This is a genomic window from Streptomyces sp. CLV115 (genome assembly GCF_038448545.1).
In the GTDB taxonomy this organism is placed as follows: Bacteria; Actinomycetota; Actinomycetes; order Streptomycetales; family Streptomycetaceae; genus Streptomyces; species Streptomyces sanglieri.
In genome coordinates this window covers 38,349-54,443 of sequence record NZ_JBCEWQ010000043.1, presented here as the reverse complement: position 1 = coordinate 54,443, position 16,095 = coordinate 38,349, and the positions used below count along the sequence as shown (strand labels likewise).

At 74.2% G+C, this 16,095-nt stretch carries 9 protein-coding genes; 1 reads left to right on the top strand and 8 read right to left on the bottom strand.

All coding sequences use genetic code 11. From position 1 onward, the window contains the following. A partial coding sequence (locus tag AADR41_RS17315; protein WP_342282305.1) for a CHAT domain-containing protein occupies window positions 1-3,573 on the bottom strand: 3,573 nt, incomplete at its 3' end. Between the two features lie 101 nt (window positions 3,574-3,674). Here AADR41_RS17315 and AADR41_RS17310 point away from each other — a divergent pair. Next, entirely contained in the window at window positions 3,675-4,655 is a 981-nt protein-coding gene (locus AADR41_RS17310) for a hypothetical protein (protein WP_342282304.1), read from the top strand. Window positions 4,656-4,695: 40 nt separating this feature from the next. On the opposite strand, the gene AADR41_RS17305 is transcribed toward AADR41_RS17310, so the two are convergent. The 7 genes from AADR41_RS17305 to AADR41_RS17275 are packed head-to-tail and all read right to left on the bottom strand — an operon-like array spanning window position 4,696 to window position 16,078. After that, on the bottom strand, window positions 4,696-7,314 hold the full coding sequence (locus AADR41_RS17305) for an AAA family ATPase (protein ID WP_342282303.1): 2,619 nt from the start codon (window positions 7,312-7,314) through the stop codon (window positions 4,696-4,698). Next, on the bottom strand, window positions 7,311-8,696 hold the full coding sequence (locus tag AADR41_RS17300) for a hypothetical protein (RefSeq protein WP_342282302.1): 1,386 nt from the start codon (window positions 8,694-8,696) through the stop codon (window positions 7,311-7,313). The genes AADR41_RS17305 and AADR41_RS17300 overlap by 4 nt, the downstream gene beginning before the upstream one ends. After that, complete coding sequence (locus AADR41_RS17295) at window positions 8,693-9,385, bottom strand: 4Fe-4S single cluster domain-containing protein (RefSeq protein WP_342282301.1); 693 nt, start codon at window positions 9,383-9,385, stop codon at window positions 8,693-8,695. The genes AADR41_RS17300 and AADR41_RS17295 overlap by 4 nt, the downstream gene beginning before the upstream one ends. Continuing rightward, window positions 9,382-10,962 carry a vWA domain-containing protein gene (locus AADR41_RS17290; RefSeq protein WP_446751062.1) on the bottom strand — a complete coding sequence of 527 codons (1,581 nt, stop codon included), beginning with the start codon at window positions 10,960-10,962 and terminating at the stop codon, window positions 9,382-9,384. Before AADR41_RS17290 ends, AADR41_RS17295 begins: the two co-directional genes overlap by 4 nt. A gap of 51 nt (window positions 10,963-11,013) precedes the next feature. Continuing rightward, window positions 11,014-12,393: a sugar kinase gene (locus AADR41_RS17285; RefSeq protein ID WP_342282300.1), complete on the bottom strand. Its 1,380-nt coding sequence runs from the start codon at window positions 12,391-12,393 to the stop codon at window positions 11,014-11,016. Further along, window positions 12,390-14,888 (bottom strand): hypothetical protein, encoded by a 2,499-nt coding sequence (locus AADR41_RS17280; protein ID WP_342282299.1) that lies wholly within the window; start codon window positions 14,886-14,888, stop codon window positions 12,390-12,392. Before AADR41_RS17280 ends, AADR41_RS17285 begins: the two co-directional genes overlap by 4 nt. After that, window positions 14,885-16,078: a hypothetical protein gene (locus AADR41_RS17275; protein WP_342282298.1), complete on the bottom strand. Its 1,194-nt coding sequence runs from the start codon at window positions 16,076-16,078 to the stop codon at window positions 14,885-14,887. The genes AADR41_RS17280 and AADR41_RS17275 overlap by 4 nt, the downstream gene beginning before the upstream one ends. Window positions 16,079-16,095: the final 17 nt, after the last annotated feature.

Genomic DNA, 16,095 nt, shown 5'->3' with positions numbered 1-16,095 from the left:
GGGCGGGGGTGTGCGATGCGGGTCGAGCATCCAGAGCTGGGCGGCGCGCAGGGCGTCGGGCGGGGCCAGGCCCCGGGCGGTGAGGTGGTGGTGGAAGACCGCCATCATCACCGAGGTCGGGCCGTCGCGCACCGCCCAGCGTGAGCCCACGACATCGGCGGCCCCGCCCGTGACCAGTGCGGTGGCGAGGGTCAGTGCCTCGTCGTGGTGGCCGGCGCTCAGGTCGGTCTCGCAGGCGCTGAGGACGATCAGGGGGCCTGCGGCGCCGGTACCCCGGTCGGCTGAGGCGTCGAGGATGTCGGCGACGGTGAGCCTGCCCGCGTCGTCTCCGGCACCGGGCGGAACGGCGAGCCGCAGTTCCGAGTCGGTGGGCCTGGGCGCGGCGACGGCGTGGCAGGACAGGTGGACCAGGGAGGCCGGGGTCGTGCCGCCGGGCAGCACGGCGAGCAGGTCCTCCGGTGTGCCCGCGGCGTCCCGCTCCCCGTCCGCCGTGAAGAACTCGCCGTAGCGCAGAGCTCCCGCATAGCAGGCGGAGCGCAGTGCCGCGGTTTCCAGCTCGGCCCAGGGCAAGGTGAGTTCCGGGTCGGCGACGAGCACCTGCGGTCCGGTGGCGGGGGACATCCGGTGCCGGCCGGCAGCCGCCAGGAACTGGACGCCGGAAGGGGCGTAGCTGAGGACCGCCTCCTGGCAGGCGTACCGGTGGCTGTGCTCGCCGAGGCCCCGGATGCGTGCGGCGTGCCACGGGACGACGCCGAGCGGGCCGCACGGGACGAGGACGATCCGTGGCGGCCGGGCCAGGGGCCCCTGGGCCGCGAGCAACGGCCGGACGGCGCCGAGCACCGGTCCCATCACGGCCCGCCAGGCCCAGTCGCACAGCGTGCCCAGCGCCTCCTGCCAGTGCCCTTCGCACGCGGCGAGCTCCACCGGTCCCTGCTCCGGGTCGGTGAGCACCCGGGAGCGTTCCGCCGCCACCTCCAGATAGCGGTCCAGCGGTGGGCTGCCCGACTGGAGCAGCTCCGGCAGCGCGACCGCGGCCGGGGCCGCGCCCGGACGGAGGATCAGCGCACGGCCGGGGAACCCGCCGTCGGCCGTCGGCACCCCGGCCACCAGGTACACCAACGCGTCGGTGCCCGTGGCTGCGAGGCCCGCTGACAGTTCGGCCGGGCCGGTGGCGCCGAGGAGCGGCCGGGTGCCCGGCCCCTCCGTGGCTCCCCGGACTGCTCCGAGCGCCTTGAGCGCCTTGCGCCGCAGACCGCTGGGGATCGGCGGGGTGCCGTCGGGGACCTGCGGCACACGCACTCGGGGGGCCGTCGCCGTGGTGGGGCGGATCGGGTGTGCGAAGATCTGGGCCCGCCACTGCCGGGCGAGTCCGGGGTGGCCCGCGGCATCGAGCAGTGCCGGGATGCCCCGGGTGGCGGCGGCCGACTGCAGCACCAGGGCACGGCCCCGCTCCAGGTCGGCCACCGCGTCCGCCGGCCGGCCGACGAGGAAGGCGATGAACGCGAGGCGCCGCGACAGCACGGCCCCGTTGAGCGCCGCGGACAGGCCGTGGTCGGCGCCGGACTGGAGCAGGACGTCGGCGGCCAGTTCGCCCAGCGCCTCGCGGAGGACCTCGATGCAGGCCCGCTGGTCGGCGGCGCGGTGCGGGCCGCCGCGCGCGGCGCGCATGAGATGGGCCTCGGCCAGCTTCGTCAGGACGTCCACACGGTGTGCCTTGCCACGCCCTTCGGTGATCAGCACGCGGACACGGGTCAACTCGGTGATGGCTTCGTCCAGCCGTTCCCCGGGCCCCTCTCCCCGCACCACGTCGAACAGCATCCGCAGGCCGAGAGCGCCTCGTCGGTCGTACTCCTGGTCGTGGTAGAGCTGGGGATCGCCGAGGTCGCGGCGGAACTCGGAGATCGCGCGATACAGGATCTCCGGCTCGGCCGCCTCGGGCTGCGCGGGTTCGAGGGCACCCTCGGGTAGGGCAGGCGGCAGGAGGGCGTCCAGCTCGGTGATCCGTTCTTCCAGTGCCCCGCGACGGTCGCTGCCCGGCGGCAGGGCCGCGCACCGGACCCGCAGTTCCTCGCCCATGCGGGGCAGTTCCCCGTGGTCCCCGGTGCGCCGGGCGTGGCTCAGCTCGGCTCCGGCGGCGGAGAGCGCGAGGTCGAGGACGAACGGCGCGTCGGGCGGCACCGAGCCGTCACGCTCCAGTGCGGCGCGCAGTTCGCGCAGGGTGCTCAGGGCGACGTCGGCGTCGTGGAAGCTGCCTCCGTGCACTGCGGCCTGCTCCAGGACATCGACCAGGTCCGCCTGCAGGGAAACGCCCCACCACGAGCCGTCGGGGCTCGCGTCGATGGCCTCCCTGAGCAGCGCGGCGGCGTCGTCCAGATAGCCGGGGTCGCCGGTGCGGTAGGCGAGGATCCGGTCCAGATGTACGGCCAGCTTCCGTTCGCGGATGCCGGTGTGCGCGACGAAGTCCCTTACGTGGGTGGTGAGATACGGGAGGACGCCGGGGTCGACGGTCAGGGCGATCGGCCAGTCGGCCAGTCGGTCCGTGCTGTCGTCGTCCGGATCGGGCGTGGGCCGTTCCACCTCGGAGAAATCGGCCGGCTCGTCGGTCAGGATCTCCCATTGGAGCAGCAGGTAGGCGTGGAGCCTGGCCAGCCGGGCTCGCTGCGGCGTGTCCGGCGGCACTGCGCGCAGACTCCTCAGGGCGAGGTCGGCGGCCCGTTGTACGCCGTCGGCGCCTGCCGCGCGGCAGGCGCCCGCCCGGCGCACCAGCCGCGCCGCCTCGGGGTCGAGGGTCGGGTATCCGGGCTCGGGGTCACCGCCCTGCCCGGAGGGGAACTCGGCGATCAGCCATACGAGTACACGGGTGAACCGCGCCGTGCTGATCGAGCCGGCCAGCTCCACCAGTCCTCGTACGGCGTCCAGGAGTTGGCTCTGTGCCGAGGAGGCCGCGTCGGAATCACCGGGGGCCGCCGGGGCGTGGTCCGCCCCGGCGGTGGAACGGTCGGTCGCGGACCGGGCGGACCCGGGCGCGAGCATCTGCTCGATGATCTCCCGGTTGCTCTCCGTCTGCCGACGGAACTCCTCGTCGCCCGGCGCCTCGGCGATCCGGCCGATCACCTCCCGTGCTTCGGTGAGGTCGCGGCGCAGTGCCTCCGTGAGCACGCGCCCGTCGGCCACGTCGAGCAGTGCGTTCTGCAGGGCGTAGCGGCTGCCGTCGGCCCGGGGCAGAGCCCAGGGTGTGAGCAGGAAGATCAGCACCATGCGGGACAGCACCGCGAGCGGGGCGTCGGTGGGTCCGTGACGGTCCACCCAACGCAGGCGCCGCAGCGCCTCGGCCCGCTCGCCGGAGTCGAGCGTCGTGTCGCTCCGTAGCCGACAGCGCGCACCGATCAGGAGTGCCACGTACACGAAGACATCGGAGAACTCCTCCTCGTTCTGAATCAACTCTCTTTCCAGAGAGATGAGTTCGTCGATCGCTGCTCCCAGTCGCGCCTCGTCCTTCCAGTCCTCGCCCTCCATCAGCCGCCCCGCGGCACGGACCGCCCCGGCTGCCCGACCGCGCAGTTCCTCAGTCATCGACTTCCTCCCTCAAGCCCCCACCCGGCGATACGCTGACGGTCGGTACAGCCCGGGTCCGTCGAGCGGCGGACCCGCCGAGCACTCCGGGAAGGGGCACCGTGCACGACGCCAGGACGAGGATCGCTGACGCACTGACGGATTCCGGGCGTTGCGAGCGGGAGACGGCGCTCCTGGTGCTGGGGCACGCCGTGCGTTGGGCCGCCTGCACACTTGGCGGGACCGGCACGCCGTGCGCCGCCGAGGACATCGACGGGGCCGACGCCCTGACCGCCCTGTACGCGTTGGACGACGCGCTGGCCGGCACCCATGACCTCGCCGACGCGCTGCCCGCACTGCTCCGGGCCGCCCGGGCGGGCGAGCGGCTGGGGCGTGACGTCCAGGAGCTGATGGCCGAACTCACCTCGCTGGCCGGCCGGATCGCGGTGGAACGCACCGCCCTCGACGAGTTCCTGGCGCGCGAGGCCGAGCTGCGGCAACGTCTCGCGGAGCACGAAGAGCTGCGCCACGAGGTCGACGAACTGCGGCGGCTCGAAGCGCTCGTGGCGGAGCTGGACGACGTACGGGAGCAGCGCGCGGCGATCGACGGACGGCTGCAGGAGCTGCGCGGCCAGGAACCGGACGCGGCCGACGAGGAGTTGCGCACCGCCGCCGACTCCTTGCTGCGCCTCACCGAGCAGCAGCTCTCGGCACTCGCCCCACGGACCCGGCAGTCCCTGCAGCAGGTGGCCGCGGCACAGCGAGAGCTGGAGGACACCCGGCGCAGCATGAGTGAGAGCACGCAGGAGCTCTCCTCCTTGCGGGAGACGTTGGAGAGCGTCCGGGCCGAGTACAGCACGGTGCTCGCGTCGCTGACCCGCCATGCCAGGGCCGACCGGGAGCTGGCGAACGCCCTGCACGAGGCCGCGGACGGCGACGGCGAAGCGCGGGCACCGGGATTGACCCCGGCCGAGGTGGCGGTGCTCACCGAGACCGTCGAGCGGCGGCTCGCCGAGGCGGACCGCGCGCTTCGCCGCGCCCTCGTGGACCGGGGCGGCCCCGACGCCGACGGCCGGCAAAAGATCACCAGCGGTCCGGCCTGAGGAGGGACCGCCCGGCCTGCGACCAAGCCGCGGGCCCGTATCACCCGGAACGCCCCGGGGGTTCCCCGTCGTCCCGCCCCTGCGCCGGTTCCGGTACGTCCTCGGGCAGGAACTCCGGGCCCTTGTCCCCGGCGCCCCAGCGCGCCGCCTTCAGAGCCTCCATGATCTCCATCAGCCGGCGTACCTCACGGGCGTTGCCGAACGAGTGCGGGTCGGCCCTCCGGGTCTCCTCCAGCCACCGGCGGGCACGTTCCTCGGTCCCGGGGCCGAGTACGTAGCCGCCCGCCACGGCCGAGCGGCGCAGGATCTCCCCGAGGTCGTCCAGGGAGAACTCGGGGAACGGCACCTTCGTGGTGAACCTCGACCGCATTCCCGCGTTGAAGTCGAGCAGTTCCTCCATCTCCCGGGGGTACCCGGCGGCGATGACGACGAGTTGGCCCCGCCGGTGCTCCATCTCCCGGAGCAGGGTGTCCACCGCCTCCGCGCCGAAGCCTCCGCTCCCGCGAGTGTCCCGGACCAGGCTGTACGCCTCGTCGATGAACAGCACCCCGCCCAGCGCCCGCTCGACCGCGTCACGGACCCTGGGCGCGGTCTGCCCGATGTACTGGCCGACGAGGTCGGCGCGGGTCACCTCCACCACATGGCCCTTGCGCAGCAGCCCGAGTGCGCGGAACAGCTCCCCGACCAGCCGTGCCACCGTGGTCTTCCCGGTGCCCGGCGGCCCCGCGAACAGCAGATGCGGCGGGTCGAAGGTCGCGGCGCCCCGCTCCTGGCGCATCCTCAGCCGCTGGGCCAGGCCCGCCAGCTCCGCGCAGACCGGCCCGAGGCCGACGTACCGGTCGAAGGAGGCGAGGAGTTCCGCCGGGTCCGGTGCCGGCCGGGGCAGGTGCTCGCGGTAGGTCTCCGGGATGTCGGCTCCGACGACGGGCTGTTCCACGTCCCGCCCCACGCGTACGGACCACCGGGAGCGGACCGCGTCGGCGAGGGTCCGCATCTCCCGGACGTTCCCGAATGCGGCGTCGCGGCCCCGGTGCATGCTCTCCACGATCTGCCGCAGCGCCGCCGCCGCGTCCTCCTCGACGGTCAGGCCGCCCTCTTCCAGGCGGTTCATGAGGGTCGTGTGCAGGGTGCCGGGGTCGTAGTCGGGGAAGGTGACGATGTTGGTCTCGGGGAAGCGGCTCCTCAGACCCGGGTTGGCGTCGAGGAACTGGTTCATCTTGTCCGGGTAGCCGGCCACGACGACCACCAGTTGCCCGCGGTCGTCCTCCATGCGTTTCAGGAGCGCCTGGACCGCCTCGTCGCCGAAGCCGTCCCGTTGGTCGCTGAGCCCGTAGGCCTCGTCGATGAACAGCACTCCGCCCAGGGCCCGGTCGACCACCGCGTCGGTGCGCTGCGCGGTCTGTCCGATGTAGCCGGCGATTAGGTCGCTGACCTTGGCCTCCACGCAGTGGCCCCGGTCCAGCACGCCGACGTCCCGGTACATCTCCCCCACCAGTCGGGCCACGGTGGTCTTGCCCGTGCCGGGGTTGCCCGTGAACACCAGGTGCCGGGACGGTGGTTCGCCGTGCTGCGGCCGGCCGCGGGCCCGGAGTTCCTCGCTCGTCGCCAGCTCCGCGCGCAGGTCCTCGAAGCGGCGTACGAGCTCCTGCGTACCGGGCATCGCGGCCAGCCGCTCCCAGGGGGAGCGGTCGTCGGTGACGCTGCCGCCCAGCCAGGTCCGGACCGATTCCCGGTCCAACACGCGGCCGGAGGCGCGGAGTTGTTCGAGGCGCTCCCGCCAGACGCGGGCGGTCTCGGGCTGACCGGCCATCGCCCGGACCACCCGGTCCAGATCCTGCCACTCGACCGGCAGTCCCTTGCGCAGCCGTACCGAGTGCACCAGCCGCTCCAGTTCCGGCCCCCGGGGAAGCCCGATCCGGTGCGTGCCGCCGCGGGCGGGCTCGTCGCGTCGTTCGGCGACGAAGGTCTCCAGCTGCGGGCAGCGGCCCAGCCCTTCCAGGAACGCGGCCACCTGGCTCAGGGAGGATCTGTTGAACACGAGGATCCACTGATTGCCCTCGACGCCCTCGGCCGCCCATTCGGCCAGGGCTCCGGCGAGCTGGCGCGGGGCCTGGTTGTGCAGCAGGAACTCGTCCGCGTGCGGGAACACCACCGCGGTTCGGTGTTCGGTGCCGCGGAGATACCCGATGAGCGTCATCACGCCGAACGGGTCGGCGATCCCCGACGCGCGGGCGGCGCCCACTCCCGACGCGGTGCTCGGCTCCGGCTCCGCGGCGGGCGCGGTGGCCAGGAGCTGGGCACCGCCGAGCGGGCCGCGCAGACCGGCGTGGCGCATGCCGCCCGTGCGGGTCCGGCCGTCCGGCCCGGAGGCGCGGCGGGCGGGGCGGCGGGACCGTTCCCAGGACTCCTTGTCGCGGAAGTAGACCGGGTCGTGCAGGGTGCTGAACACGATCCGCTCGAACCCTTCGGAGCGCAGCATGCGCCAGAGTTCCTGTTCCATGGAGCGGACCTGTCCGGTGCCGTCGACGAAGACGTCGCCCACGCCCGGCCCGTAGAACACCGTGAAGGGCTCCCCGGTGCGGACGGCCTCCGGGGCGAGCCGCTCCGTGTCCGGTGGGCGCCCGGGGACGGAGGTCCCTTTCGTCAGGCTCCCGCTCATGTGCCCGCCCCGGGCCGGCCGGCCCGGCCCCCGGGCTCTGCGGGGCCCGGGATCCGGGTGTCCCGGGGAATGACCGTCGGCTCCGAGGGTTCCAGGCCCATCGGCACGCCCTGGTCCCGCAGCGCCCGGTGCACCGCGTCGGCCCGGCTGCGGAGTTCGGCCTCCGCCGTGACGTCGTGGTCGCTCGACTCCACGCGGATCACGCACTGGTCCGAGTCCTTGTCCTCCTGGACGATCTCGACCCTGATCTCGTTGCCGTTGGCCGCGTTGCGCAGCCGGGCGTGGAACGCTCCCCGTTCGTCGCCGTCGGCGTAGCCGGACTCCTCCTCCACCAGGTCGTAGTAGGCGACCTCGGCGAGGGTGTGGGCCACGACATCCGCGAGGTTGACCCGCATCTGCGAGGTGAGCTGGCGCATCCCGGCCCGCTCCACCACCTGGCCCAGGCCCCGTTCGAGCCGGGGCGCCTCCTCGTCGCGCAGCACACGCAGGTCCTGTACGCCGGTGTGCGGGTCGCGGGCGCGGGAGAGTGCCTCGGCGGTCTCGTGCAGCACCTGGTCGAACTCGCCCTCGGACCAGTGCACGACGTCCAGCGTGCAGTCCGCTACCGGCCGGGCGTCGGGGCCGACGACGGGGCGGTGCCGGTTGTCCTCCGCAAGGGCCTCCACCTGCACCAGGGCCTCCACGGCCTCCTTCTGGGCCAGGCAGCGCTCGAACTCCCGCTGCTCGATGTCCACCCGCAGGTCGCTCAGCTCGTGGAAGGTCTCCTGTGCGACGGCGAGCGCGGCGTCGAAGCGGCCCTCGCCCGCGGTCGCGTCGGCCGTGGCGATCCGCCGGCGCAGCCGGTCGAGGCGGCCGGGGGCGTACCGGTCGTGGGGCAGTTCCCCGTCGATGAGGTCGGCCATGGTGCGGGCATCGGCGAGCCAGGCGCGTACGGTGTCCTCGGCGCGGGCCCGGTCGGCCTTGAACGCGTCGATCTCCTGGGCCAGGCGGGCGGTCTCGGCCCGCCGCTCGGCGCGCTCCGCCGCGAGGGCGCGCTCGGCCTCCCGGCGCTGCTCGTCGAGGCGCTGCCGGGTGTTCTCCTCGATGCGGCCCGCCGTCTCGCGCAGGTCCTGGTGCAGGCGTTGGGCCTGGTCGCGCAGCTTGCGGTTGGTGTCGGCCTCGATCTGCCGGGTCCGGTCGCTGAGCCGGTCGATCGCGGCGTCCTGGCGGCGCTGCCGGGCCTGCACCGTGGCGAACGCCCGGTCGACGTCGGCCCTGGTCTGCTTCCGCACATCGGCGACCAGGCGCGGGATGTCCCGTTTGACGGACTGGAGCTGTCGCGCCTTGCGCTGCAGGCGGTGCCACTCCGCCTCGTCGATCTGAATCCTCTTCCTGCCGCTCATGACCGTCCCTTCTGCTGTGGAATGGCGTCCGGACCCGCGCCGGAGCCGTGGGGGTGTGCTCCCGGGGTCCGGGCGCGGACCGTGTCGACCGCTCGCTCGAAGGCGGCGGGGAAGTCTCGCGGAGGCACCCCGATGACCAGGGCCTCCCGGCCGTCGAGGGCGATCTCGACGTCCCGCGCCCGGCCCTCGAAGTCGTAGCCGCTGTCCACGAGGCGCGGGGTGAGGTGGTGCACCCGCTGGTTGCTGCTGCCGCGCAGGCCGCGCCCGTCGTTCAGGGCCGCCACGTACGTGCCGTCGATCAGTACGTCGACGGCGGCGAGCAGCTCGGGCACGTCCGGGGACGGGGGCCGGGTGCGCAGCCGCTCCAGTCGGTGTCCGGTGAAGCAGACCACGGACACGTCCCTGATCTGCCGGGCCCGCCGGACGAGTCGGGCCAGTCCCGCGGCCTGACTCATCGGTTCGCCGCCCGAGAGGGTCAGCCCGGTGACCCGGGGGTCCGCGAGCAGTTCGGCCGCGAGGTCGTCGGGGTGCGCCGGGCGTGCGGGGCGTTCGGGGATCCACTCCGGCGCGAGGCAGCCGGCGCAGTGGAACGGGCAGCCCTGCACCCACACCACGGAGCGCACGCCGGGACCGAGGGTGCGGGTGCCGACGCGGGTGGCCGCCACATTCAGCGGCTGCTGCGCCGTCATCGGGCCCCCTCGGCGCTCGGCCGGGCGGTGCCCGGTGCGGGTGCCGGGCCGCTGTCCGGACGGTGTGTGAAGGCCAGCCCGCCGACCACGGCCCGGGCGCCCGGTGCGCAGACCACCCGGTCCGGTCGGCCGGTCGCGCCGTCCGGGACGTACCGGATCATCAGGTCCGTCCCGGGCCCGTCGGCGGTACGGCGGCGGCGTCCGTGCACCGTGCCGCGTCCGCCCTCACGCGGCTGGAACACCACCCGCCTCCCGGAGAGCGCGATCCGGCCGGGAACACCTCCCTCGAACACCGGGACCACGACCAGCACCCCGGACAGGACCGGGCGGTTGACGCTCCGCCAGCGCAGCCAGCCGAGCACCGGGACCGCGAGGAGTACCAGCAGGATCCCCGGCAGCAGGAGGGCGGAGCCGATGTCCGCGCGTACGGTCAGCGGTTCTCCCCCGACCGCGACCGCCTCGGGCACCTTCAGGTCCGCGTCGGGCGCGAGGGCCCGCTGCCACGGGGACGTCACCTGCCCGGACACCCGCAGCACGGCCGAGGCTTCCTCGGTGTGCCGGTAGGGCAGGCCGCTTCCGTCCGGTCCGCCCGTGAGGCGCACGGCGTACGTCCTGGACTCGCCGGGGCCCAGGGTCAGCCGCGCCGGCAGACCGCTGATGCCGAGCGGGGCCCCGGTCGCGGAGAGCCGTGCGTCGCTCACGGTCAGCGGCAGGTGCCGGGCGGCCGACCGGAAGGTGACGGAGGCGGCCGCGGAGCCGGTGGTGAGATCGCGGGGGCCGGTCCGCTTCCAGGACGCGGTGACGCCCTTGCCCCGGTCCTCGGCGAGCAGTCGCGCCGCCGACCGGGCCCGGGTGCTGTCCCCGGCCCGCTGGAGGTAGGAACCCAGGTCCTGGATGCTTCCCGGGCGCAGGACGAGCGTGTTGTCGACGACGTCCCCGAGCCGTTCGGCACCGCTCGCGCCGGTTGCCAACGGAAGTGCGTATCCGGCGAGTTCGGTGCGCGCGCCGATGGCTTCGGCGCGTTTTCGCAGCGCCTTCCAGGGGGTGCCGGAGGACTTGGGGTAGCCGGACCCGCGCGGCGGCTGGTGGCGGCCGTCGGTGAGCATGACCACGGAGGCGACGCTCGCGGCGTCGGTCCGCTCCAGCTCGCGCAGGGCCTGGTCGAGGGCGGCACCGATGTCGGTGCCGCCGTCCGGGTCGGGAGCCTGGGGCAGCCGGGCGACGATCTTCGCGGGGTCACCGGCCGAGCCGATGTAGCGCGCCTCGGGACGGTCGTCGAAGGTGATGAGGGCGACGTGGTCGGCGCGGGTCAGACCGCCGAGGAAGGTGCGCAGGGTCGAACGGACCGTGTCGTAGCGGCCCTTGGCCTTCATCGAGCCGGAGGTGTCGACCAGGATGACGTAGTCCACGGGCTGGTCGGCGACGCCGAGTTCCCGGTAGATCTCTTCCCTGCTGGGCCCCTCGGCTGCGGTCGCCGGAACGGTGGCCGCAGTCAGGGCGGCCAGCAGGACGGCTCCCACGGCCGCCGCACGCCGCAGCGTGGTGGTGGCACGTGGTGACCGGGTGGTTCGCTTCACGGACGGGCTCCCTGGGTGTCGGGCGGACGGGCGGACGTAGCGGGCCAGGGGTCACCCCCCGGGCGGAGGCTGGGAGAAGGGCTGCCCCGGGCCGGCCCCGGGGACGTCGACCGGCAGCACACCCAACGGGAACTCCTCGGGCGGGAGTCCGCCCCCCGGCGGGTGTGCACCGGCCCGGCCCCGGCCGATCGGCTGGAGCACGAGGTGCGCGGCCCCATCGGCAGTGACCCGCATCCCGACGTGGAAGCGCTCCTCGGCCACCGCGGGGACCGTCACGACAGCCGCGGGTACGCCGTTCTCCGCCCCGGACCTGCGGACCAGCAGCCGGACCGCGCGTGCGCCGCTCCCCCCGGCCGTCGCGGTCCCGAACCGCACCCGCTCCCCGTCGGTCTCGGCGAACACGGTGGCTCCGCCCGGAATCAGCGTGCCCGGCGGACTGATCATCAGTTCGCCGTCCTGGGGCCGTCCGTGCACGGTGCGGTGGACGCGCACGGCGACCGCGTGCGGGTACCGGTCGGCCGCGTCGATGCTTCCCGCGGCCACCAGCGCTGCTCCCAGCACCGCGGCCAGCGCGGGATCGGTGCCCTCCGGCAGCGGCACCGGGGGGCCCAGACGGTCCGCGAGGTGCCGTGCCACTGTTCCCGACCGGGCCGCGCCGCCCACCGCGACCACGGGTGTACGGTCCGGGCCGGTGCGGGCGACCGCGAGGGCCCGGTCGAGGCCCTCCGTGAGCCGGGCGAGGGCCCGGTGCACGACACCGGCGGTGATCTCCCGGCCCGCCACCTCATGGACCACGGTGTCCGCGGACCGCTCGGCGCGGTCCGGGCGTGCCGCCATCCGGTCGAGGGCGACCTCGGTGCGCCGGGTGTTCTGCGCCCTGGCCAGATCGAGTCGGCGCAGTACGTCCGGGTCGTCGACGGCAAGGCCCGCCCCGTCGAGCACCGCCCTGTCGAACGCGGCACCGTAGCCGTCGGGCTCCGGCCGGTGCCGGGTCACCCGGGAGACGGTCACGGTCCCGCCGACGGGCGCGCACCGCGCGATGTCGATGCCGGCCGCGCCCAGGTCGCACACCAGCACCGGCGACACGGGCGGACCGCCCGTGTGCCGCAGCAGGGCCAGCACCGCGTGCGGGGCGCCGACGAGCCGGGGCGGCGGGCCACCGAAGTCCGGGGCGGAGTGCGCCTGTTCGTCGTGCGGGACGACCAGAACCAGCCGTCCCGGCGTGCCGCAGTGATCGCGGTACGCGGCGTACGCCACGCCGAGGGCGGCGTCCCGGTCGCCGCGTACCCCGGCCGGGGTGGGCAGGCCCTCGCCCGGCACCGCGCCGGGCAGGTCGACCAGCCGTGGCGTCCCGTCCGCGTCGACCCGCGCCACCCGGAGGAAGCGCGAGCCCGCGTCGACGGCGACGGCGGGTTCGGCGGGCGCCGTCATCGGCGTTTCCCGGGCACGATCCGCCCCATCTTCCCCAGGACGCCCCGGCGTTCGCCCTCGGCGGCGGGCTCCGCGGCCATCGGCGCGTCGGGGCCGTGCCCCAGCTCCGCCACGATCCTGTCGTGCCGGGCCCTCTGTTGCCGGCTGTGCTCGGTCAGCAGCACACGCAGCCCCGCGTACCGGTCGTCCCGCACCAGGGCCCGGTACAGCCGGAGGCCAGGCAGGTCCGCCGCGAGTTCGTCCATGAAACGGGTGACCTGCTCCAGACCGTACGGCCCTCGCGCCACGGTCCATCCGGCGACGGTGTCGAGGAGCTGCACCGGCAGCCGCAGCGGCGCGCCCGCGGCCAGCAGCAGACGGGCCAGCCGCTCGTACGACGCGTGGTCGTTGACCGCCCTGCGGAACTCGTGGACGGGCCGCAGCCAGGCCATGTCGTACCGCTGCGACACCTGCTCCATGAGGTACGCGGGTACGTCGAGGTCGTTGAGCGGGCGTCCATGTCCGGTGAGCCGCCGGTGCAGCACCTCGCACACCGGCTGCAGAAAGTTCTCCGGCAGTACGATGCCCAGCTGCTCGATCACCCGCCAGCCGCGCTGCCCCGGCGTCCCCGCCAGGAGGGCGTCGACGGCGAGGCGCCGCAGTTCGCCGTCCGAGCCGAGCCGGTTGATCAGTGCGGCGATGTACGCCCGCAGTTCCGAATCGTCGGCGAGCCGTTCCAGGCGGGGCATGCCCGGCGTTCCGGTGCGCGTGGCCGCGCAGAAGAGGTCCGCGTCGGCCGCCACGGCGCCCCGGGCCCGCTCCTCGACCGGCACGAGGCGCGCCACGGCCTCGCCGAGGCCGCGTTCGTTCCGGGCGATCCGCCACAGCCTGGGCCACATCGGTCCGAGGACCTCCGGCCGCCGCCGGAGCCGGGCGATCTCCAGCGTGGTCCGCCAGCCTTCCTCGAAGGCCTCGGCGAAGTCGGCGGCGTCCGTGGCGGTGGTCCCGTCCGGCGGGTCGCCGAGCAGCACGGCCGCGAAGCGCAGCCAGCCGGGGGTGATGTCGGCGGCCAGCTCGGTCCGTGCCCGGCGCACCAGCCGTTCGAGCGGCTTCAGGTCGCGCCGCTTGTTCTTCAGCAGGTACCTGAGCCAGGTCTTGCCGACGGCGGGTTCACGGAACAGGATCCGGTCGGCCCGTTCGGTGCTCCGGCCCCACTGGTCCTCCGCCATGTAGATGAGTGACCCCGCCCAGCCGCCGGTCGGCTCCTGGGCCTCCACCAGGGCGTGGAACAGCTCGTCGAAGGTTCCGGGTCGGCGCAGCTCGACCACGTTGTGGACGAGGCCCAGATATCGCTCGGCCCGTTCGAAGGACCGGGCCGGGTCCCCGGCGGCCAGGACCTCCCCGACGAGAAGGGATCGCAGGCGATCGGACCACTGCTCGGCGAGGAGCGCACCGGCGCGCGCCTGACGGCCGTGCGCGCCGTGGACCAGATAGCCCGTCAGGACGGTGAGCTGCCGGTCGTCGAGAGAGGCGGCCGGGTGCCGGTCGAGGACCCGGGCCACCTCGGTCAGGTCCCCCTCTCCGGAGCGGACCTCCTCGACCACCGTGTCCAGCAGGTCGGCCTCGCGCAGGGCCTTGAGGACGCCGCCCGGGCCGGGTGCGGACGTGGCCGGTTCCGTCGCGGCCAGCAGGTGCCGAACGAGTGGCCGGGTGTCGTCGGTCTTCGCCCGCAGCGCGCGCAGACCCTTCAGATAGCCGCGGGCCGCCGAGCCGCGCGGCTCCTGCGGCGGGGCCCCGCCGAACACCGCCGCGCACTGCCCCGCGCGTGCCGTCGGCGCGAAGAACAGCCGCAGGTCGTGCTGTGCCTCGCCGATCCAGGTCGCGGCGCTGAGCCAGGACCGGCACGCGTACGGCAGGAGCGAGCAGATCGCGTCGAGTGCCCGGACACGGTCGGTGACGTCCGGCAGCGGCCGGCCCGGGCCCGGGGTGATGGCGACCTGCCGGTCGTCCAGCAGCAGCGCGGCGACACCGGACGCCCATGCGAAGCCCAGGTCGTCGACGACGGCGGCGAGTTCATCGGCCGACGTGTTCGGCACGCCGACCTCGGTCGGGGCGTCGTCGTCCGGTGGGGCCGGTGGCTCCGCAGGCAGGGCGCGGTCGATGCCGGACCAGGTCAGGGCGGAGCGGGAGACGTCCGGCCAGTCGAACAGGGTCAGCCGCCAGGTGTAGCTGGGGGCGCCGGTGCCGTCGGCCGTCCCGTCCCACATCGTGTCCACGCAGGCGCAGACGGGGGCGGGATGGGTGTCCGACGCGCCGAGGAACACCCGCCAGGGCAGGGCGCCGTCGGGGTCGTTGCCCTCGGGCGCGCCGGTGGCGGCCGCCCGCCAGAGGTAGGTGTCGGCCCGATTGCCGGGGAGGCTGCTGCGCAGCACCTTGTACCCCATGGTCCGCCCCGGATATTTGCCGAGCACCGCCCGGTGCGCGGTCAGTTGTTCCTCCCCGAGGCTCCGGTTCACCGCCGCTTTCCCCCGAGTCGGCCGCCCAGGCCGCGCTCGCGGCCCCGGTCCCGGTAGATGCGTTCCTCCAGGTCGATCAGTGGTTCGAGGACGTTGATCGGCTCCGGGGAGGTACGCAGACGCGACATCCCGTCCACCTCGACCGGCTGGACGTAGTCCCGGTAGTCGAAGACGTGCTGTGGAGTGAGCCGGAAGCCCACGGCGGAGGTCGCGTAGTACGCGATGCGGCGCCGGTCGAAGTAGGCGTGCAGGGCGTCCCGCACCAGACGTGCGTTGGCTCCGCGGAAGTCGTCGCACATCCACTGGAAGAACTTCTCGCCCTGCTCCGCCGGCACCCGGGGCAGTTGCGCGCCCACGGTGTCCTGGGTGACCCAGCCCGCTTCCACCGCGGGCCGGAAGATGTCCGGGTGGTCGAACTTCGCGACGCAGACGGCCACGTGGTGCGGCAGCCGTCCGTCGACGAGCCCCTGGCGGTTGCGGACCTGCGCGGTGAGCCGGGTCAGGGTCGACTGGAGGAAGTTGAAGCTCTCGGTCGCCGTCTCGGCGTCACCGAGCGGGTCGAAGAGATAGATCAGCCCGTGGGAGCGGGCGAGCTGGCCGACGAGCTGGGCCTGTTGGGGATGGCCGTCGCCGAAGACCTCCCCGGCTGCGTCCTGGATGTCGAGGACGAAGCTGGGCCGCCGGCCGCTGATCCCCAGCTTCCCCTTCCGCTTGGGCCCCTGGATGGACCAGGCCATCTCACGGACGCCCATGGTGGCCTCGGGGAAGGCCCGTTGCCGGGTCAGCAGGTCCATGCCCCGGCTGAGGAACGCGCCGGCCTCCGCCGTCATGCCGCTGATGTTCCAGCCGCCGTCGTGGTACCGCTGGTGCTGCATGGCGGCGAGGGGCAGTGCGGTCAGGTAGGTCGTCTTGCCCGAACGCGGCGCGCCCCACAGCCCTATGCGGATGCGATCCGCGTCCGGGCCGCCGGACGGGATGCGCTCGGGCGTCGAGTTCGGCACGGTGTCCGGTACGGCCGGCACCGGTACGGGCCCGGGGCCGTCGCCGGTGGGTGTGTTCCCCTGGCTGCCGGCGCCGTCCCGCGGCGCGCCGTCCGGCTCGTTCCTGTTCGGGTCGTGCCCGTTCAGGCCGTTTCCGGTCGGCTCGTTCCTGTTCGGCTCGTTCCTGTTCGGGTCGTAGAGATCGTCCATGGGCTCTCCTCGTGCTG

Excerpts from the sequence above, each read along its gene's own strand:
- AADR41_RS17295 (WP_342282301.1), bottom strand. The coding sequence starts at position 9,385 with ATGACGGCGCAGCAGCCGCTGAATGTGGCGGCCACCCGCGTCGGCACC.
- AADR41_RS17275 (WP_342282298.1), bottom strand. The coding sequence starts at position 16,078 with ATGGACGATCTCTACGACCCGAACAGGAACGAGCCGAACAGGAACGAG.
- AADR41_RS17305 (WP_342282303.1), bottom strand. The coding sequence starts at position 7,314 with ATGAGCGGGAGCCTGACGAAAGGGACCTCCGTCCCCGGGCGCCCACCG.
- AADR41_RS17285 (WP_342282300.1), bottom strand. The coding sequence starts at position 12,393 with ATGACGGCGCCCGCCGAACCCGCCGTCGCCGTCGACGCGGGCTCGCGC.
- AADR41_RS17300 (WP_342282302.1), bottom strand. The coding sequence starts at position 8,696 with ATGAGCGGCAGGAAGAGGATTCAGATCGACGAGGCGGAGTGGCACCGC.